This is a genomic window from Mycolicibacterium xanthum (assembly GCF_019710635.1).
Classification (GTDB): Bacteria; Actinomycetota; Actinomycetes; order Mycobacteriales; family Mycobacteriaceae; genus Mycobacterium; species Mycobacterium xanthum.
Genome location: NZ_JAIFZS010000085.1, coordinates 1 through 19,176, shown reverse-complemented (window position 1 = coordinate 19,176; position 19,176 = coordinate 1). Strand labels below are relative to the sequence as shown.

Genomic DNA, 19,176 nt, shown 5'->3' with positions numbered 1-19,176 from the left:
GCACCACCGAACCGGGCGCCCGGCTTATCTCATCCAGCCCAACCTGGTGAGGTTGAGCACCCCCTCGGCGACGCCAAGCTGGTTGACGAGATCCTCCAGGCGCTTCCTCGGCAGGTCGGTACGCCACTCCGGCAGCGTGCCGGACAGCTGCAGCACTCCGGGCGACAGGTCGATTCCGGTCAGCCGCAGACCCTGGGCGAGCTCGGGCAGGTGGACCGGGTAGGCCGGGGTGCGGGCGGGCAGCCGCCAAGGTCGCCTGCCGAGCACCACCCGCCGGCCGGTCAGCCACAGCGTCGAGCCGTCGAGCCCGGCCTCCACCTCGAGGTGGCCCAGCCGGGGACGCCGGGCCAGCCGCAGGCGCGCCACACCGTCGGCACCGATCTCACCGGTCAGCCGCGGCGCGGCCAACCGGAACAGTTCCTCGCCCACCGTCGCGGGCACCTGCACCGTCACTTCCACCGGTGCGGCCACCAGTACCGGCGGAGTTCCCGGCTTGATGTGCACGTTGTGCAGCACGACGCTGGCATTGTCGAAGGTGCTTGTCCGCCAGCCGATGTCATCGGCGGTGATGCGGACATCGTTGAGCTGGCCCACCGATAGGCCACGGACGTCGAGCCGGGATTCGAACCCGGTGACCGTCATCGTCAGGTCGCCGTCGTCGAGAGACATCGTGATCCGCCGCCCGACCACCAGCCTGCGTATGGTCATGAAGAACGTCCGGTAGGCGGCGGCGGCCCCACTGTTGACCGGGACCATCGCGGTCGCCGACCACAGCGAGGTGAGGGCGTCCAGCGGCCGGAACGGGTCGAACCAGAGCACGGGCCGCATCGGATGACGTCGGCCCGTCGGCTCCGATGGACGGGTCATGGTGTTCCCATCCTCGCATAACCCTGTGGCGCGGCATACCGTTGTTTCGCGTTCCGGCTATGGTCGCGCTGTGCCCACACTGTCGGCGGGACTACTCCTGCACCGCGATACCGGCGGGGTGCTCGAGGTGCTGATCGGACATCCGGGCGGCCCGTTCTGGTCCCGTAAAGACGAAGGAGCATGGTCGATTCCGAAGGGCGAGTACGTCGAGGGCGAGGACCCCTGGACGGTTGCGCAGCGCGAGTTCACCGAGGAGGTGGGCAAGCCGCCGCCGGCCGGGTCCAGGATCGGGCTGGTGCCGGTGCGCCAGCCCAGCGGCAAGCTGATCACCGCGTTCGCGGTGCGCGGCGACCTCGATCTGACCGGTGCCCACAGCAACACCTTCACGCTGGAGTGGCCGCGCGGATCGGGCACCCTCAGGGAGTTCCCGGAAATCGACCGGCTCGGCTGGTTCGACCTCCAGACGGCGCGGGTGAAGCTGCTGAAGGGCCAGCGGCCGCTGCTCGATCAGCTCGTGACGGCACTCGAAGCCGCTGCTCCGCCGGAAACTCGATAGCGGGGGGACCGCCCGGGCGCTGGGCGCGACCATCACAGCGGGGGCAGACCGTTGCTGATCCGGATGTCGCGTCGGCACTCGAAGCGGGTCTGACCGGTCTGTTGCATGCACACCCGCACCGGCGACTCCTCCTCGGGCAGCAGCGGTTGCTCGGCCGGGGCGGTGGTCACCGAGATGGTGGGGCTGGGCACGTCACCCGGGGTCAGCGACCAGATCGTGGTGCCGGTGCCCTGCAGCGCCGAACAGTGGGCGGTCGCGCCGGCCGCGGTCGTGGCCGTCGCGCCCCGCGGCGAGCAGTCGGCCCCGACGACCGCCACCACCGGCGCGGCCGTCGGGGTGACCGCGGTGGTGCCGGTGGCGGCCGGGGGCGGCGGAACGCTGGTGGTGCTGGACGACGGGCCCGCCACCGGCTCGTCCCCGGTGTGGTCGGCGCGCATCGTCTCGACCACCGCCACCGCGACGGCCGCGACCAGTAGTACGGCCAGCACAGCGGCGACCAGCACGGCGGGCCGGATCCGCGGGCGCCCCCCGGCGGAATGCGAGGGCGCCGGCGCACCGGCCCCGGCCCCGGCCCCGATACGGTGCGACAGCGCCCTGGCGAAATCCGCGCACCGTTCGTAGCGGTCACTGGGATCCTTGGCCAGTGCCTTGGCCAGCACCGGGTCCAGACCGGCCAGGTCGGGCCGGTGATCGCCGAGAGACGGGGGCGCGGCCGAGAGATGCTGGCTGATCACCACCGCCGGGTTGGAGTGCGAGAACGGGGGAGATCCGGTCAGCAGGTGGAACGCGGTGGCCGCCAGCGCATACTGATCCGCCCGGCCGTCGAGTTCGCCGGCCATCAGCTGCTCGGGTGCGGCATAGGACACCGTGCCGACCGTCATGTTGGTCGCGGTCAGACCGCTGATGTCGTCGTCCCAGCGCGCGATCCCGAAGTCCGCCAACATGATTCGTTGATCAGGCGAACCCGGCCGGGACAGCAGGATGTTCGCGGGCTTGACGTCACGGTGCAACAGATGGCGCTGGTGGGCGTAGTCCAGCGCATCGGCTACCGCGGCGACGATCTCGGCGACCTGCCCCGGGGGCATGCCGCTGCGGTACTGCCCCGCCAGCAGCCGCGCCGCGTCGGTGCCCTCGATGTAGTCCATCGAGATCCACAGCTGTCCGTCGAACTCGCCACGGTCGTGCACCCCGACGATGTGCGGATGAAAGAGGGTGGCCGCGACGTCGGCCTCCCGGTCGAACCGCCGGCGGTACTCGCCGTCGGCGGACACCCTGGCGGGCAGCACCTTGAGCGCATCGCGGCGCGGCAGCCTCGGATGCTGAGCCAGGTACACCTCACCCATACCGCCCGAACCCAGCAACGCGACGATGGCGTAACCCGCAAACGTCTGACCGGGGGCCAAGGACATGGGCGAATAGTACCGGCGCGGTCACAGATCCAGCGTCACCGCGTAGCGCCGGTCCACCGTGCGGTGGGGCACCCGGGACCCGGCGCGGCTACGGCGAGGTGTTCGCGATGATCGGGGCGCCCATTCCCGGGGGATAGCCGGGCGGCGTCCCCGCCCCGGGCGCACCGGCGATCGGCACCATCGGCGTGGGTGTGATGGTCGTCACGCCGTTGGCGCCGACCTTCGGGCCTCCGGTGGGGCCCATCGCCTCGATGGCGTCTGCCGCGGCCTGCGTGCAGTCCAGCGACAACAGCATCCGGCCACCGCTGGTCACCTTCTGCTGGTCGACCAGACACGCCGACTGAGGCAGCACGCTGCCGCGGGAGCCCCCGAAATAGGCGTGCACGCCCTGGCTCTTCAGGATGGCGAGCGCGCGGCCGTACTGCTCGCCCAGCACGTTGTACGGGGAGCTGTCCATCGACGGCTGCGACATCGCCACGCCGGCGCCGATCAGCGCCGCCGATCCGGCGACGACGAGCCCGCCGCTGAGCACAGCGACCTTCTTCACGCGTATCTCCTCGCCTTGGTGGTGCGCTGCGAACATATCGCAGGCCGGTCCAATGTGAAACCGCTGCAGAACCGCCTGGCGTTACATGCGTGGGGTCACCGCGGCGCGCATCACCTCGCACAGGGCGGCCGCCCGGGGGTCGGTGAAGACGTCGTCGAGCAGGATCGGGCGGCCCTGTGGGTCACCGAGCGGGACCCGCCAGTTCGGGTACTCGTCGGTCGTTCCGGGCTGATTCTGGGCGCGCACCTCGCCCACGGCGTCGGCCAGCGACAGCGCCAGCAGCCGCGACGGCGTGCGCCCGAGATAGCGGTGCAGCGCCAGCACCACCTCGTCGACATCCTCGGCGGACCCGGCGGACCCGGCGTCCTCGGCGAGCAGCCCGACCCGGCGCAGCTCGGCCAGCCAGGCCTGCTGCTGGGCCAGGTCGGCGGCCAGTTCGTCCTCTGCGGACCGGGTCAGCAGGCCCAGCCGGTCGCGCAGCCGGACATGCTCGCCGGCCAGGTAGCCGGCCGTCGGCGGCAGATCGTGGGTGGTGACCGCCGACAGACAGTGCTCCCGCCACCGCTCGGCGGGCAGCGGGCGCCCGCTGCCGTCGTGCTGCATCTCGAACCACAGGATCGAGGTGCCGTACAGGCCTCGGTCGCGCAGGTAGTCGCGCACCCACGGCTCCACCGTGCCCAGGTCCTCGCCGACGACGACGGCCCCGGCCCGGTGGGCCTCCAGCGCCACGATGCCGATCATCGCCTCGTGGTCGTAGCGCACGTAGGTGCCCTCGGTCGGCAGTGCCCCCTTGGGGATCCACCACAGCCGGAACAGCCCGATGATGTGGTCGATGCGCACCCCGCCGGCATGCCTGAGAACCGCGTTGACCAGCGCCCGGAACGGTTCGTAGGCCTGTTCGGCGAGCCGGTCGGGCCGCCACGGCGGCTGCGACCAATCCTGGCCGAGCTGGTTGAACTCGTCGGGCGGTGCGCCCGCGGTGACACCGAGGGCGAGCACGTCCTGCAGCGCCCACGCGTCGGCGCCGTTCGGGTCCACGCCGACCGCGAGGTCGTGCATGATGCCCAGCGCCATGCCGGCCTGCAGCGCGGCGGCCTGGGCTGCGGTCAGCTGTTCGTCGACCAGGAACTGCAGCCAGCGGTGGAAGTCCACCTCGGCGGCGTGCTCGGCGGCGAACGCGGCGACCGCCTCGCCACGGGGGTGCTGCAGTTCCTCGGGCCACGTGTGCCAGTCCGCACCGTACTGCTCGGTCAGCGCGCACCAGACGGCGAAGTCGTCGAGGTCGGCGCCCTCGCGCTCCAGGAACGCCGAGTAGGCGATCTGCCGGCCTGCGGAGAACTCGACGAGGTACACGCTCTCCAACGCGGCGCGTTTCACCTTCCACGCCCGGTCACGGGCGATCTGCCCGGACCGGTCGGCGTGGGCCTGGAGCTGTTCCTGTGCCTTGCGCACCCGGCCGCGCTGGCGCAGGAAGGCGTACTCCGGGACGGCCTCCACCCGCAGGTACATCGGGTTGACGAACCGCCGCGACGTCGGCAGGTACGGCGAGGGCTCCATCGGGGCCGTCGGCGCCGCCGCGTGCAGCGGGTTGACCAGGATGAACCCGGCGCCGTGGCGGGCCGCCGACCACACCGCCAGGTCGGTGAGATCGGTCAGATCCCCGATGCCCCACGACATCCGGGAACGCACGCTGTAGAGCTGGGTGGCCAGCCCCCACGCGCGGCCCGCGCCGAGCCGGGCCGGCGGCTCGAGCGAGGACGGCGCGACGATCACCGGGCTGTCGACGTCGGTGGACCCGACCTGCAGGTGCAGCCGGTGATACCCGATCGGCAGGTCCGCGGGCAGCTCGAAGGTCGCCTCACCGACCAGGCGGCCGTCGAGATCATAAGGGGCCCTGTTGTTCTCGAGCTGGCGCAGGCCGGTGCGCACGCTGCCGTCCTCGAGCCTCAGCCAAAGCCGGACCGGGTCGCCGTGGGTGACGTGCACCCAGAACGGCGTGCTGGCGCCGGCGCGGCCGACGATCGACGGGGGCAGCGACCGGGCCCAGTGGGCCCGGTCGTGCGCGGCGATCGAGGCGGCACGGTCGGGTTCGGTCGCGGCGGGCACCCCCAGTGCGTCGAGGACCGCGACCAGCGTGGCCGCACCGACCGTCACGGGGCGCCCGGTCCAGTCCGAATATCCGGTCGACACCCCGTACCGGTGCGCGAGCTCGATCAGCGACGACGACAGCTCTACGTCCCCTGCATCCGCCATGGCGCCAATCTTGCCCGGCGATGGGGATCTCGGCGCAGCGAGCGACGCCGACCGGACCGGTAGGGTCACGGCCATGGCGGCCGAAGCGCTGCCCGGCGCTGCGGCGCGCCTCAGGCGGGCACGGGTGGCCGTGGCGGCCCTGTTCCTGACCAACGGCGCGCTGTGCGCCAACCTGCTGCCCAGGTATCCGGAGATCAAAGCCGATCTGGAGATGTCCAACACGGTCTACGGGGGCGCCGTCGCCTCCTTCTCGGCGGGGGCACTGGTGGCCGGGCTGACCGCCGCGGTGCTGATCCGTCGATTCGGCTCGGCGCGCGTCGCGGTGGTCGGCACGGTGGTCCTCGCCGGGTTCATCGTCACCGCGGGCGTGTCGAGCACGCCCGTGGCATTCGCCGCGGCGCTGTTCGCCGCCGGATGCAGCGACGCGGTGACCGACGTCGCGCAAAACGTCAACGGTCTACGGGTACAACGCTGCTACGGCCGCTCGATCATCAACTCGCTGCACGCGGTGTGGGCGATGGGGGCGGTGCTCGGCGGCCTGACGGGCGCGGCCGCGATCGCCGCGCACCTCCCGCGGGCCCTCCACCTCGGCGGCGCCGCGGTGCTGTGCACCGCGGTGGTGGCTCTGGCGTATCCCCACCTGCTGGGCGGCGCCGATCACGACGACCACCCCGCCGCCACCGGCGCGGGTGGGCGGCCGGTGAGCGCGGCGGTGTACCTGACGCTGCTGGCCTTGGTCGGTATCGCGGTCGCCGGCGCCACCGTCGAGGACGCGGGGAACTCGTGGGCCGCGCTGTACCTGCGGGACAGCCTCGGCTCGCCCGGGTCGGTCGCGGCCCTCGGCTTCGTCGCGCTGATGGGTTTCCTGTTCATCGGCCGGCTTGTCGGGGACCGGCTCGTCGATGGGTTCGGTGAGCGGGCCGTGGTCCGCGCCGGCGGTGCGCTGTGCGCGGCGGGGATGGGCGCGGCGCTGGCGGTGCCCACGGTGCCCGGCACGATCGCGGGGTTCGCGGCGGCCGGCCTCGGGGTCGCGACGGTGGTGCCCGCGGCGATGCACGCCGCCGACGAGCTGCCCGGCCTGCGGCCCGGCACCGGGCTGACGGTGCTGACCTGGCTGATGCGGATCGGTTTCCTGGGTGCGCCGTTGCTGGTCGGATTCGTGGCCGATGCCGCGGGACTGCGGGTCGGGCTGCTCAGCGTGCCGGTCGCCGGGATCGCGGTGGTGCTGCTCGCCGGTGTGCTCGGCCGGCGTCGACCGGGCTGACCCGCGCGCGTGGACGACAGCCCGATACCGACGGGTACACTTACGTACCAGTAGCCGACCGAAGGAGCTCGGATGACCGCGGACCCGACGACCCGCAACACCGCAGTGGGGCGACCCGTCGTCGAAACCGCGCATGGCCCGGTCCGCGGCGTCGACGACGGAACCGTGCAGGCCTGGAAGGCCATCCGGTACGCCGCTGCGCCGGTCGGTGACCTGCGCTGGCGGGCTCCGCAGCCCCCGCAGCCGTGGTCGGAGCCGGCCGACGCCGGCCGGGTCGGCCCGGTGTGTCCGCAGCCGACGGACCCGCGAATCCCGATCGACCTCGGCGCTCCGCAGGGTGAGGACTTCCTGTCGCTGAACGTGTGGGCCCCCTCCGGCACCCGGGCAGGCGACGCCAAGCCGGTGATGGTGTGGGTGCACGGCGGTGCCTACATCCTGGGCGCAGCCAGCCAACCGCTCTACCACGGGGCGGCGCTGGCGGCCGGCGGCGACGTCGTGGTGGTGACCGTCAATTACCGGCTCGGCGCGTTGGGCTTCCTGGAGCTGGTCACGCTGGGCGCCGACCCCGAACGCTTCGCCACCAACGTCGGCCTGCGCGACGTGGTGGCCGCACTGCAGTGGGTGCGCGACAACATCGCGGGCTTCGGCGGCGACCCCGACCGGGTCACGTTGTTCGGTGAATCCGCCGGCGGTGGGGTGGTCACGGCCCTGCTCGGCAGCCCCGCCGCTGCCGGGCTGTTCCACGCCGCGATCGCCCAGAGTTCGCCGGCCACGTCCTCCTATGACACCGGCCGCGCCCGCCGGGTGGCCACCCGCTTCCTCGACGTGCTCGGCATCGGGTCGGGCGAACTCGACCGGCTGGCAGCGCTGCCGATCGCGACCATCGTCGCCGCGTCGCGCACGGTGTTCGACGAGGTGCCGGTGAACACCCCCGGTACGCTGGCGTTCGCCCCGATCGTCGACGGAGATTTCCTGCCCGACTACCCGGTGGCGCTGGCGCGCCAGGGGCGCACCCACCCGGTCCCGTTGATCATCGGCACGAACAAGAACGAAGCCGCGCTGTTCCGCTACATGAAGTCCCCGCTGATGCCGGTGACGCCCGAGTCGGTCCGGGCGATGTTCGCCGAGATCGCCGCGGAGCAACCGACCGTGCGGCTGCCCAGCGCCTCCGACCTGGACGGCACCTACCGCGGCCGCAAGAAGGTCAGGGGGATGGGTGTCAGCAGCGACCTGGGATTCCGGATGCCGTCGATCTGGTTCGCCGACGGGCACCGGGCGGTCGCCCCCGTCTACCTGTACCGCTTCGACTTCGCCACCCCGGTGCTGCGGCTGATGCGGCTGCACGCCGCCCACGCCACCGAACTGCCCTACGTGTGGGGCAATCTGGTTGCCGGCCGCAAGGATCCGACGTTTGCCCTGGGTGGCCGCAAGGCCGGCCAGGCGGTCTCCGAACGGCTGCGGACCCGGTGGGTGAACTTCGCCGCACACGGCACCCCGACCGGCGGCGCCGGGGATCCCGAGTGGCATCCCTACGACGCCGAACGGCGGCCGACGCTGGTGATCGACAAAGAGGATTCGGTGGTCGACGACCTCGATGCCGAGGTCCGCCGGGCCTGGGGCGATGACGTCCTGAGCTTCCGGTAGAACCGTAGACTCGCCCTGGAGGTGCCCCGTGGAGTTCCTGGACCTTCTGCCGCCGCAGATGCGCGACCCGGTGTTGTTCGCGATACCGTTCTTCCTGCTGCTGCTGATCATGGAGTGGACGGCCGCGCACAAGCTCGAGCGCCTGCAGGCCGCCGAGGGTGCCGCCCGCCCGGCGTCGGGCTCCTACCAGACCCGGGACTCCTGGGCCAGCATCTCGATGGGCCTGGTCTCGGTCTTCACGATGGGCGCATGGAAGTTCCTGGCGCTGTTGGGATATGCAGCGCTGTACGCCTATGTGGCGCCGTGGCACCTCCCGGCGACGCAGTGGTACACCTGGGTGCTCGCCATCGTGGGCGTCGACCTGCTGTTCTACGCCTATCACCGCACCGCGCACCGGGTCCGGCTGATCTGGGCCACCCATCAGGCGCACCACTCCAGCGAGTACTTCAACTTCGCCACCGCACTGCGCCAGAAATGGAACAACAGCGGCGAGATCCTGATGTGGATGCCGTTGCCGTTGTTGGGCGTTCCGCCGTGGATGGTGTTCTTCAGCTTCTCGCTGAACCTGATCTACCAGTTCTGGATCCACACCGAGCGCATCGGCACCCTGTGGCGGCCCTTCGAGTTCGTCTTCAACACGCCCTCGCACCACCGGGTGCACCACGGCATGGATCCGGAGTACCTGGACAAGAACTACGGTGGGATCCTGATCGTCTGGGACCGGTTGTTCGGCAGCTTCCAGCCCGAGCTGTTCCGCCCGCACTACGGGCTCACCAAGCCGGTGGACACCTTCAACATCTGGAAGCTGCAGACCCGCGAATACGCCGCGATCGGTCGCGACGTGCGCGCCGCGCGCGGCCTGCGCGCCAAACTCGGCTATGTCTTCGGTCCGCCGGGTTGGGAGGCGGCAGGGGCCGGCCGTTCGGGGACGGAGGCGCGTGCCACGACGTAGTGTGCGCGGTGTGGAGACGGTCTTCGACGCCCACGTCGACCCCGCGCTGGTCGACGACTCCCTGTCGGCCAGCACCCCCGGATCGGTGTGGCTGGAGCTGCCACGGCCCGAACACCCCCCGGCGCGCGGCCCGCTGACCTGCGATCTCCTGGTGATCGGCGGCGGATACACCGGGCTGTGGAGCGCGCTGCACGCCGCCCGCCGCCACCCCGACCGCCGCATCGTTCTCGTCGAGGCCGACCGCATCGGCTGGGCCGCGTCCGGGCGCAACGGGGGCTTCGTGGACGCCAGCCTGACTCACGGGTTCGAGAACGGCCGGTCCCGCTGGCCCGACGAGATCGACACGCTCGAGGCGATGGGCAGGCACAACCTCGACGACATGCAGGCCGAGATCGCCGAACTGGGCCTCGACACCGAGTGGCAGCGCACCGGGATGCTCACGGTGGCGACCGAACCGCACCAGGTCGAGTGGCTGGAGCAGGCCGCCGCCGAGGACCGGGGGCAACTGCTCGACCTCGCCCGGGTCCGCGAGCAGGTGCACTCGCCGACCTATCTGGCCGGCCTGTTCAGCGCCGACACCTGCGCGATCGTCAACCCCGCCAAGTTGGCGCTGGAGCTGGCGCGGGCCTGCGGCGAGGCCGGGGTGGACATCCACGAACACACCACCGCCCGGCGCATCGACTCCGGCGGCGCCTCGGTGCGCGTGCACACCGACGGCCCGACGATCACCTGCCGCCAGGTCGTGTTGGCCACCAACGTCTTTCCCAGCCTGCTGCGCCGCAACCGGCTGGCCACCGTTCCGGTGTACGACTACGTGCTGGCCACCGAGCCGCTCGACGACGAGCAGCTGGACCGGATCGGCTGGCGGGGCAGGCAGGGCGTGGGGGACAGCGCCAACCAGTTCCACTACTACCGGTTGACGATGGACAACCGGATCGTCTGGGGCGGCTACGACGCGGTGTACCACTTCGGCCGCCGCGTCGACTCGTCCTACGAGGACCGCCCGCAGACCTACCGGCGGCTGGCCGCACACTTCTTCATCACCTTCCCGCAGCTCCGCGACGTCCGCTTCAGCCATCGCTGGGCCGGTGCGATCGACACCAACACGAGGTTCTGCGCGCACTGGGGCCTGGCCCGGGAGGGCCGCGTCGCCTACGTCAACGGGTTCACCGGGCTGGGGGTGGGCGCGACGCGTTTCGCCGCCGATGTGTGCCTGGACCTGCTCGACGGTGAGCCGACCCCGCGTACCGGGCTGCAGATGGTGCGCCGCAAGCCGCTGCCGTTTCCTCCCGAGCCGCTGGCCAGCGCCGGGATCCAGGCCACCCGGTGGTCACTGGACCGCGCCGACCACGCTGCAGGCAGGCGCAACCTGTTGCTCCGCGCACTCGATGCGGTGGGGCTCGGCTTCGACTCCTGATCTTCGTCCGCCGTACACCCTGGCGGAGTACCGTCGCGCATATCGGCGAACAAGGAGGAGACAGGCATGGCGGACACCCTTCGCGAAGGCGAGAAACTTCAACGCGGACAAGCGCTCACGTCGCCCAACGGCGCATACACGGTGACGCTGCAGGACGACGGCAACCTCGTCCTGGCCGAACGCGGCCGTGCGGTGTGGGCGACCGGCACCGACGGTGAAGACGTCGTACGGGCCGAGGTTCAGAAGGACGGGAACTTCGTCCTCTACACCCCCGACAAGCCGGTGTGGCACAGCGACACCAAGGGTGCCAAGCACGTCCGTCTGGTGCTGCAGGACGACCGGAATCTGGTGCTGTACGCCGACGACAAAGCGGCCTGGTCGTCGGGCACCCAGACCGATGCGCCGCCCCCGCCACCTGTCGTCGAACCCGCCGAACCCGCCGAGCCCGCCTCCACGATGAAGGCGCGGACGAAGGCCGAGCACGTCGCCCAGGAACCGCCGCCGGCACCTCCGGCCCCGGCACCTCCGGCGCCGCGGACCTACACCGTTGTCTCCGGTGACACCCTCTGGGCCATCGCCGAGCGCTTCTACGGCGACGGTGCCCAGTACCAGCGCATCGCCGACGCCAGCGGTGTCGCCAACCCCGATCTCATCCATCCCGGGCAGGTGCTCACCATCCCCTGAGCATTCGGTGGGCGTCTCCGGCGCGCCGCCTGTAACGTCCGTTTATCGAACCGCGATGAGGCAGTTACACCGACCGCACCAGCGGATATCACCCGATATCACGCGCCCGCGGCGGTAGCCGACACCTCACTTGACGGGGAGAGCGGAGGGGGCAGTGCCTGTTCGGTCGTCCACAGCGTCGCCGCTGCGACTGCTGCATGCGCTGCTCGCAGCGGTGATTCCCGCTCTCGCCCTGATGGTTTCGGCGCCTGCGCAGGCCGAACCCGGCGTGCTGGTCCATCCCGGGATGGAGATCCACCAGGACACCGTGCTGTGCACGCTCGGCTACGTCGACCCGCAGACGCGCACCGCGTTCACGGCCGGCCACTGCCGCTCCACCGGGACCGTCTCGGACAAGGGCGGCAACGTCATCGGCATGCAGGGTTCGTTCCGCGACAACACACCCGACGGCACCACCGTCGACACCAACCATCAGATCACCGACTGGGAGGTGATCCACCTGACCTCCGAGGTGGTGGTGCACAACGTGCTGCCCGGAGGCAAGGTGCTGGTCACCGATCCGGCGGTGCTGCCGGTGGTCGGCATGCCGGTGTGCCACTTCGGCGTCGTGACGGGGGAGAGCTGCGGCACGATCGAGTCCGTCAACAACGGCTGGTTCACCATGGGCCACGGCGTCGTCAGCAAGAAGGGCGACTCGGGCGGCCCGGTCTACACGCCGCTGCCCGACGGCCGCACGGTGCTGATCGGCCTGTTCAACAGCACCTGGGGCACGTTCCCGGCCGCGGTGTCGTGGCAGGCCGCCAGCCAGCAGGCCACCCAGGACACCATTTCCGCGGCGTCGGCGATCCTGCCCGCGTCACCGGCTCAGCCCTGACGCACGACCTCGAACACCGGGATCGACGCCCCGGCCGCGCGCACCTGCTCGGGGGTCGAAGATGGTGTCAGCCCGCCGATATGGCCCCGGACCTGCCAGTACCACCGATCCAGATAGCGCCTGAGCAGCTCGGGCTTGTCGTCGTCCCCGATCTCGACGATCCCCGCGGTCTGCGATCGGCGCCGCGGCCCGAGCTCGACCTCTCCGGCTGCGCGCGCGTTGCGGGCCCACTGCGTGTCGCCCCGTGGTGACACCAGATAGTCCCGACCGTCCACGCGCAGCAGGTTCACCACCACGGCGTGCGTCCGGCCCGAGTGGCGGCCGCGCACCCGCAGGGCCGTGGCGCCCTGGGTGCTGACACCGGCCTCGGCCAGCCGGCGGATCGCGCCGTTGAAGGCGCGTGCCCCGATCCCGGGTGCGTCGTAACGCCGGGTTTCGCCGATTCGTGACATCGTCTTCCTCTCGTTGCGGTCAAATCGAGAGCAATGCTCTCGCTTTAGCCTGGCACCGGCCCCGGGGAAAATCAAGAGCGGTGATCTCGTTTCTGCCACACTGGACCCCGTGGGCAAGCGCCAGGACAGCCGCGAGCGGATCGAGGGCCGGATCATCGAGCTCGGACGGCGTCAGCTGGCGACCGAGGGCGCGGCCGGATTGTCGCTCCGCGCGATCGCGCGCGACCTCGGGATGGTGTCCTCGGCGGTCTACCGCTATGTCGGCAGCCGCGACGAACTACTCACGCTGCTGCTGGTCGACGGCTACACCGCGCTCGCCGATGCGGTCGAAGGCGCGGGCGCCCACGGGGCCTGGCATGAGCGACTGGCCGCGATGGCGGACGCCGCCCGCCGGTGGGCCGTCGCGCAACCGGCCGGCTGGGCGCTGCTCTACGGCAGCCCGGTTCCCGGCTATCACGCGCCCCCGGCGACCACCGTCGGACCGGGCACCCGGGTCGTCGCGGCGCTACTGTCCGTCATCGCCGCCGGCATCGCGGCCGGCGAAGTCCCCGAGTCGGGAACCATTGTGCCGCAGTCGTTATCGTCGGACTTCGACAAGCTGCGCGCCGAGTTCGGCTTCGCCGGGTCCGACTCCGTGGTGGCCAAGTCGCTGCTGACGTGGTCCACGCTGGTCGGCGCGATCAGCCTCGAGGTGTTCGGCCAGTACGGCCCCGACGGCTTCGCCGACCCGGCCGGGGTGTTCGACGCCCAGGTGGCCCTGGTGACCGCCCTGCTGCGGCAGAATTAGAACACGTTCTAGCCAGCACGATGCGCGGGCGATATCCTCGAACCGATGCTTCACCAGACACCTGTCCAGATTGCCTGGGTGACCGGCGATCTCGCGGCCACCGAGACGGCGCTGAGCTCGCTGTTGGGCGCCAGGAAGTGGATCCGCATGCCGGGTGTGCACTTCGGCCCGGACACCTGCACCTACCACGGCCGTCCGGCCGACGCCGTCGCCGACATCTCGCTCAGCTACGCGGGTGCCACGCAACTGGAGATCATCGCCCCGGTCCGCGGCGACAGCGTCTACACCGAGTTCCTGGACCGCTGCGGGCCGGGGCTGCACCACATCTGCGTCGAGGCGCCCGACGCAGAGGCGTTCACCGCGGCCGTGCGTGCGGCCGAACGCGGCGGCGCCACCGTCGCGATGACGGGCACGATGCCGGGCGGGATGCGGTTCGCCTACGTCGGCGCCGAGGACGCCGGGGTGCCGTTCATCGAGATCGCCCACATACCGCCGGAGATCCACGCGTTCTTCCAGTATGTGAAAGAGGAGCAGGAGTGACCATGCAGCACATCCCGGACACCGTCAACGCCGACGACGTCGCCTCGTGGTCCGAGGAGGCCGACGTCGTCGTGCTCGGCTTCGGCATCGCCGGCGGGTGCGCGGCGGTCAGCGCCGCCGCGGCCGGGGCCCGCGTGCTGGTGCTGGAGAAGGCCGCCGCGGCCGGCGGCACCACCTCGATGGCCGGCGGTCACTTCTACCTCGGTGGTGGGACCGCGGTGCAGCGGGCCACCGGGCAGGACGACACCCCGGAAGAGATGTACAAGTACCTCGTCGCGGTCTCGAAGGACCCCGATCACGCCAAGATCCGCGCCTACTGCGAGGGCAGCGTCGAGCACTTCGACTGGCTCGAGGCGCTCGGCTTCCAGTTCGAGCGCAGCTTCTACCCCGGCAAGGTGGTCGTCCCGCCGGGCACCGAGGGGTTGTCCTACACCGGCAACGAGAAGGTGTGGCCATTCTGTGAGCAGGCCGAGCCGGCGCCGCGCGGTCACTCCGTGCCGGTCCCAGGCGAACTGGGCGGCGCGGCCATGGTGATCGACCTGCTGCTCAAGCGCGCCGCCGACCTGGGTGTGCAGATCCGCTACGAGACCGGCGCCACCGCCCTCGTCGTCGACGCCGACGGCGCGGTCGTCGGCGTGCGCTGGAAGCATTTCACCGAATCCGGTGCGGTGAAGGCCAAGTCGGTCGTCATCGCCGCGGGCGGGTTCGCGATGAACGCCGAGATGGTCGACGAATACACCCCGGCCCTCGGCCAGGAACGCAAGACCAAGCACCACGGTGCGGTGGCGCCCTACATCCTGGGCAATCCCAACGACGACGGGCTCGGCATCAAGCTGGGCGTGTCGGCCGGCGGCGCCGCGACGAACATGGACCAGTTGTTCATCACCGCGGCCGCCTATCCGCCGGAGATCCTGCTCACCGGCGTGATCGTCAACAAGGACGGTCAGCGGTTCGTGGCCGAGGACTCCTATCACTCCCGCACCTCGGCCTTCGTGCTGGAGCAGCCCGACCAGATCGCCTATCTGATCGTCGACGAGGCCCACACCCGGATGCCGGAGATGCCGCTGATCCGGTTCATCGACGGCTGGGAGACGATCGCCGAGATGGAGGAAGCGCTGGGCATCCCCGCGGGCAACCTCGCCGCGACCCTGGAGCGCTACAACGCCAACGCCGCCGCCGGGATCGACCCCGACTTTCACAAGCAGCCGGAATACCTCGCCGCACAGGATCACGGGCCATGGGCGGCGTTCGACCTGTCGCTGGGGCGGGCGATGTACTCCGGTTTCACGTTGGGTGGGCTGGAGGTCTCCATCGACGGCGAGGTGCTGCGCGCCGACGGCACCCCGGTGCCCGGGTTGTACGCGGCGGGTGCGTGCGCGGCCAACATCGCCCAGGACGGCAAGGGCTACGCCAGCGGGACGCAGCTCGGCGAGGGATCGTTCTTCGGGCGGCGGGCGGGCGAACACGCGGCCCGGCGGGCCGGGGAACACGCCGCGGCACGCGGATAGTGAAGCCCCTGCCGTCACCTACATCGTCACCGTGGGCTACCCGGTCCGCCAAACCTCAAGTGCCTGTGCCGTTTCCACCGCGTGCACAGGTGCCTACAGGCGAGATGGGCTTCGCCGAAACCCACCGTTACGCAGAGGCGACGGCTAAAAGCCGCCACTCGCCGGGCACGCCCTTGAGTTGGTGAGCGCCGTGCTCCTCGAACTCGAGCCCTGATCCGATCACCAGGTCGCGCAGCGTGCTCGACACCAGCACCTCGTTGGCCCGGGCCAGAGCGGCCACGCGCGCACCGATGTGCACGGCAATCCCCCCGATGTCATCGCCACGCACCTCGCACTCGCCGGTGTGCAACCCGGCGCGCACCTCAATGCCGAGCGACTGCACCGCGTCGCGGATCGCCATGGCGCAGCGGATCGCTCGCTGCGGTCCGTCGAACATCGCCAGGAAACCGTCGCCCGACGTGTTCACCTCGCGGCCCCGAAACCGAGCGAGCTGCGCTCGGACGACGGCGTCGTGCGCGTCGAGCAGCGCATGCCAGTCGCGGTCGCCGATCTCGGCGGCCTGGCGGGTCGAGTCCACGATGTCGGTGAACAGCACCGTGGCGAGCACCCGATCCTCGGGCACGTCGGCCTGATGTCCGGTGAGAAACTCGGCAATCTCCTGGAACGATGCGCGCCACCCCGGTTCCACGATGTGGTACCAGTTGCGGCCTGACACCTCAACATATTTAGCGCCGGGTATGTGCTCGGCGATGAACTTGCCCTTCGCGGGCGGAATAACCAGGCCGTCGGCGTGCTGGACGACGAGGGTTGGCACGCGGATTGTCGAAAGGACCGCCCGCACGTCCAATTCCGACACAAGTTGGAGCATGAGGGCGACAGTTCGCGGGCTCGCCGCCAGGCGTTCCATTCGAGCCCACGTTGCCCGGATCTCCTCGTTCCACGGCATGTCCGGATTTACCTGATGTTGGATCTTCCCGCTGCCCCACATGCGGGCGATGGCAGCTTCGATTTCGTCTTGTATGAATCGGGTGCCGCTCGCATCTGCGAAACCGTCGAGCACGACTAACGCGGTGGTGCGCGACGGGTGTGTCGCCGCGAACAGCGCAGCGGGCGCGAACGCGGCGTTCGACGCGGTGAGAACCGCTTCGCTGCTGCCGAGGTCGTCGAGCACGCCGGTGATGCTGTCGGCCCATTGCTCCAAGGTCGGCAGCGCGTCCGGTGTGACGGGATCGGAGGCTCCCGTGCCCGGCTGGTCGAAGAAGATCAGTCGACCGAGCGATGTCATCGCTTCGACCCAGCCTCGAAAGGACGGTAATTCCGGGACGACCTCACAATTTGTGAACCAGTTCGGGACGTACACGATGTCGCGAGGACCTTCGCGTGACGTGCGATAGGCGACGCGCAGGTCGCCGTTCAGCGCGTACCGCGTCTCCGAGAACACGCCGGAAGTCTAAGCCGAGCAGCCGGTCAAGAGGTGTGTGTCGGCAGTGTTTCTGCTGCTCACGAAGATTCTCTAAAGTGTACTTTCCGCAATCGCTGCCAGCGTCATTTCAAGACGCCTAGCGACGCCTCCGTCGCTAGGAATGCGTGCGATCCGATTCGGTGGCTAGGCCGTTGTCGTGCCGTTCCCTGACCTTGTGGCCCTGTCGAACTCGAGTCCTATCCCCGGTCAGGCTTGGTGTCCCGCGAACCGATGAACAGCCCCACCAGCATTGCGACAACGATGACGAGATAGATCTGGCCCATCAGGGCTTCCGTGACCGACGCCGCGCGACCCAGGTTGGTAGCAGCCGTAAAGTCGCCAAACCCCAACGTCGAGATGGTGGTGAGGCTGTAATACATGTACACGGTGGAGGGTACTGCGCGGCCGAAGAAGGGCTCGCTGGAGTAGCTGTCGATGACCTGGTAGAGCAATGCGAACCCGATCGCGATCTGAAGGTATGACGCGACCGCGGCGAACAGCGTGTTCAGGCTCACCCTGCGGTGCTTGAGCAGTCGCCGGTTCGATGCCAGCGGTGTCAGCAAGGCGATCAGCACCCAGACCGGACCCAGGGCGCGGACTTCCCAGCGACCCTGGTGGTCGGGGATATCCGACTGCATGACCCGCATGATGATCAACGCCAGATTCGCCATCAGACCAATGCCGACAGCGATCGCGACCATCACTTGATACCGCCCGGCCAGGCCCGATGCCTGCAGCGAGTACTGCAGCGTCAACGCTGTCGAGAGGCCGGTCACACCCAGGGCGACCGCCGAGTCGATCCTGCCGAGCACGGTGTCCACCAGCAGCAGCGTGATGAGCAGGAACAGTGTCAGGACCAGCGCCACGCCGAACGAGTCCAGCCGTCGCGACGCATCGTCGAACAATGGTCTGTATCGACTCGTCGGCCCATCCGTTCTGTCGGGCACAGCCAATGGCCTATCACATCGGTACACATGCCCGCTCAGGCTTTACTGGTTCCCTCTTGTCCGTAGTGCGCGGACTGCACCGATCAAAGCGACGCGAATTCGCCACAAGCGCAACAACTCTTCGGCCAATCGCTTCCGTCCGCCATAGGGTTTACGGCAAGTGCGTGAGTCTCGTTGAGTTCGCACCTACGAAGACCCGACGGCCTTCGTGCTGGGGCAGCCCGGCCCGCAGCCGGAACACCTTGCCGCACAAGTTCACGGGCCGTCGGCGGCGTTCGACCTGTCACTGGGGCCGGAGACGAACTCCGGTTCCACGTTGGGCGGGCTGGGGGTCTCCATCGACGGCGAGGGATCGTTCTTCGGGCGGCGGGCGGGGGAACACGCGGCCAGCGCCGGCGCACACGCCGCGTCCCGCTTTGGAGGGCGGGGAACACGCGGCGCCGGCGCCACGTGGCGGTTATCCCCAATCGCGGGTTCATCCCCAGGTTTCGGGTGAAGCGGTCTTGACCGGCATCGCGGGCATCCGCCGCGTCTAGGATCGTACACATGTTCGATAGTTCGCTTCCTGGTCCGGCCGCGGTGGCCGCCGCCTCGAATGCCGAGCTGATCGACGCGATCGCCGGCTGGGCGCGCACCGCGGCGGCAGCCGAGGCGCGCAAGTTCGCCGCGCTGGCCGAATGGAAACGCCGCGCCGACGCCGGAGAGCTGCACTCGACCTGGGCCTGTGACGACATCGACAATGCCGCCGCCCAGGTGGGGTGCGCGTTGACGGTCTCACACGGCCGCGCGATCGGGATGATGACGACCGCGGCCACGCTACGCGACAAACTGCCCAACCTGGCGCGGCTGTTTATGGCCGGGCAGCTCAGCGAGCGGGTGATCGTGCGGATCCTGTGGCTGACCCGGCTGGTCGTCGATGACACGGTGTGGGCAGCGCTGGACGAACAGTTCGCCCAGAGCGCCGCCGGGTGGGGAGTGCTCTCCGGCGACAAACTCGACACCGCGATCACGGT

General features: G+C 70.0%; 18 protein-coding genes and 1 pseudogene. 12 read left to right on the top strand and 7 right to left on the bottom strand.

The window, feature by feature from the left end; translation table 11 throughout:
• Positions 1 to 24: 24 nt before the first annotated feature.
• Entirely contained in the window at positions 25 to 867 is an 843-nt protein-coding gene (locus JDV09_RS24835) for a hypothetical protein (RefSeq protein WP_255605983.1), read from the bottom strand.
• 70 nt (positions 868 to 937) lie between these two features.
• On the opposite strand from JDV09_RS24835, the gene JDV09_RS24830 reads away from it, so the two are divergent.
• Positions 938 to 1,423: an NUDIX hydrolase gene (locus JDV09_RS24830; RefSeq protein WP_221371806.1), complete on the top strand. Its 486-nt coding sequence runs from the start codon at positions 938 to 940 to the stop codon at positions 1,421 to 1,423.
• Between the two features lie 32 nt (positions 1,424 to 1,455).
• On the opposite strand, the gene JDV09_RS24825 is transcribed toward JDV09_RS24830, so the two are convergent.
• The 3 genes from JDV09_RS24825 to malQ form a co-directional block, all read right to left on the bottom strand.
• The gene (locus JDV09_RS24825) at positions 1,456 to 2,832 is read right to left on the bottom strand and encodes a serine/threonine-protein kinase (RefSeq protein WP_221371805.1); all 1,377 of its coding nucleotides are present in this window, start codon (positions 2,830 to 2,832) and stop codon (positions 1,456 to 1,458) included.
• Positions 2,833 to 2,920: 88 nt separating this feature from the next.
• Entirely contained in the window at positions 2,921 to 3,379 is a 459-nt protein-coding gene (locus JDV09_RS24820; RefSeq protein ID WP_221371804.1) for a hypothetical protein, read from the bottom strand.
• An 81-nt stretch (positions 3,380 to 3,460) separates the two neighbouring features.
• Positions 3,461 to 5,632 carry a 4-alpha-glucanotransferase gene (gene malQ, locus JDV09_RS24815; RefSeq protein WP_221371803.1) on the bottom strand — a complete coding sequence of 724 codons (2,172 nt, stop codon included), beginning with the start codon at positions 5,630 to 5,632 and terminating at the stop codon, positions 3,461 to 3,463.
• 73 nt (positions 5,633 to 5,705) lie between these two features.
• Here malQ and JDV09_RS24810 point away from each other — a divergent pair, with 73 nt between their 5' ends.
• The 6 genes from JDV09_RS24810 to JDV09_RS24785 all read left to right on the top strand — a co-directional run bounded on the left by JDV09_RS24810 (position 5,706) and on the right by JDV09_RS24785 (position 12,467).
• The gene (locus JDV09_RS24810) at positions 5,706 to 6,896 is read left to right on the top strand and encodes an MFS transporter (protein ID WP_221371802.1); all 1,191 of its coding nucleotides are present in this window, start codon (positions 5,706 to 5,708) and stop codon (positions 6,894 to 6,896) included.
• Positions 6,897 to 6,968: 72 nt separating this feature from the next.
• Complete coding sequence (locus JDV09_RS24805) at positions 6,969 to 8,540, top strand: carboxylesterase/lipase family protein (protein ID WP_221371801.1); 1,572 nt, start codon at positions 6,969 to 6,971, stop codon at positions 8,538 to 8,540.
• A gap of 58 nt (positions 8,541 to 8,598) precedes the next feature.
• Positions 8,599 to 9,492, top strand: a complete 894-nt coding sequence (locus tag JDV09_RS24800; protein ID WP_221371820.1) for a sterol desaturase family protein — start codon at positions 8,599 to 8,601, stop codon at positions 9,490 to 9,492.
• Between the two features lie 10 nt (positions 9,493 to 9,502).
• Positions 9,503 to 10,909 (top strand): NAD(P)/FAD-dependent oxidoreductase, encoded by a 1,407-nt coding sequence (locus JDV09_RS24795; protein ID WP_221371800.1) that lies wholly within the window; start codon positions 9,503 to 9,505, stop codon positions 10,907 to 10,909.
• A gap of 66 nt (positions 10,910 to 10,975) precedes the next feature.
• Positions 10,976 to 11,593: a LysM peptidoglycan-binding domain-containing protein gene (locus JDV09_RS24790; protein WP_221371799.1), complete on the top strand. Its 618-nt coding sequence runs from the start codon at positions 10,976 to 10,978 to the stop codon at positions 11,591 to 11,593.
• A gap of 235 nt (positions 11,594 to 11,828) precedes the next feature.
• Positions 11,829 to 12,467 carry an Rv1815 family serine proteinase gene (locus JDV09_RS24785; RefSeq protein ID WP_255605995.1) on the top strand — a complete coding sequence of 213 codons (639 nt, stop codon included), beginning with the start codon at positions 11,829 to 11,831 and terminating at the stop codon, positions 12,465 to 12,467.
• Here JDV09_RS24785 and JDV09_RS24780 read toward each other — a convergent pair.
• Positions 12,458 to 12,919: a nitroreductase/quinone reductase family protein gene (locus JDV09_RS24780; RefSeq protein ID WP_221371797.1), complete on the bottom strand. Its 462-nt coding sequence runs from the start codon at positions 12,917 to 12,919 to the stop codon at positions 12,458 to 12,460. The genes JDV09_RS24785 and JDV09_RS24780 overlap by 10 nt on opposite strands.
• Before the next feature lie 109 nt (positions 12,920 to 13,028).
• Here JDV09_RS24780 and JDV09_RS24775 point away from each other — a divergent pair, with 109 nt between their 5' ends.
• The 3 genes from JDV09_RS24775 to JDV09_RS24765 are packed head-to-tail and all read left to right on the top strand — an operon-like array spanning position 13,029 to position 15,754.
• Entirely contained in the window at positions 13,029 to 13,706 is a 678-nt protein-coding gene (locus JDV09_RS24775) for a TetR/AcrR family transcriptional regulator (RefSeq protein WP_221371796.1), read from the top strand.
• Between the two features lie 45 nt (positions 13,707 to 13,751).
• Positions 13,752 to 14,246: a VOC family protein gene (locus JDV09_RS24770; RefSeq protein WP_221371795.1), complete on the top strand. Its 495-nt coding sequence runs from the start codon at positions 13,752 to 13,754 to the stop codon at positions 14,244 to 14,246.
• Positions 14,247 to 14,248: 2 nt separating this feature from the next.
• A complete protein-coding gene (locus JDV09_RS24765) occupies positions 14,249 to 15,754 on the top strand; it encodes an FAD-binding protein (protein WP_221371819.1) in 1,506 nt (501 codons plus the stop codon).
• Between the two features lie 127 nt (positions 15,755 to 15,881).
• On the opposite strand, the gene JDV09_RS24760 is transcribed toward JDV09_RS24765, so the two are convergent.
• Positions 15,882 to 17,195 (bottom strand): adenylate/guanylate cyclase domain-containing protein, encoded by a 1,314-nt coding sequence (locus JDV09_RS24760; RefSeq protein ID WP_221371794.1) that lies wholly within the window; start codon positions 17,193 to 17,195, stop codon positions 15,882 to 15,884.
• A 218-nt stretch (positions 17,196 to 17,413) separates the two neighbouring features.
• Entirely contained in the window at positions 17,414 to 18,082 is a 669-nt protein-coding gene (locus tag JDV09_RS24755) for a potassium channel family protein (protein ID WP_221371793.1), read from the bottom strand.
• 310 nt (positions 18,083 to 18,392) lie between these two features.
• Here JDV09_RS24755 and JDV09_RS27560 point away from each other — a divergent pair.
• Together JDV09_RS27560 and JDV09_RS24750 are read left to right on the top strand one after the other, a co-directional pair.
• Positions 18,393 to 18,659 (top strand): annotated as a pseudogene (locus JDV09_RS27560) (hypothetical protein); the annotation flags it as partial.
• A 50-nt stretch (positions 18,660 to 18,709) separates the two neighbouring features.
• A partial coding sequence (locus JDV09_RS24750) for a DUF222 domain-containing protein (protein ID WP_221371792.1) occupies positions 18,710 to 19,176 on the top strand: 467 nt, incomplete at its 3' end.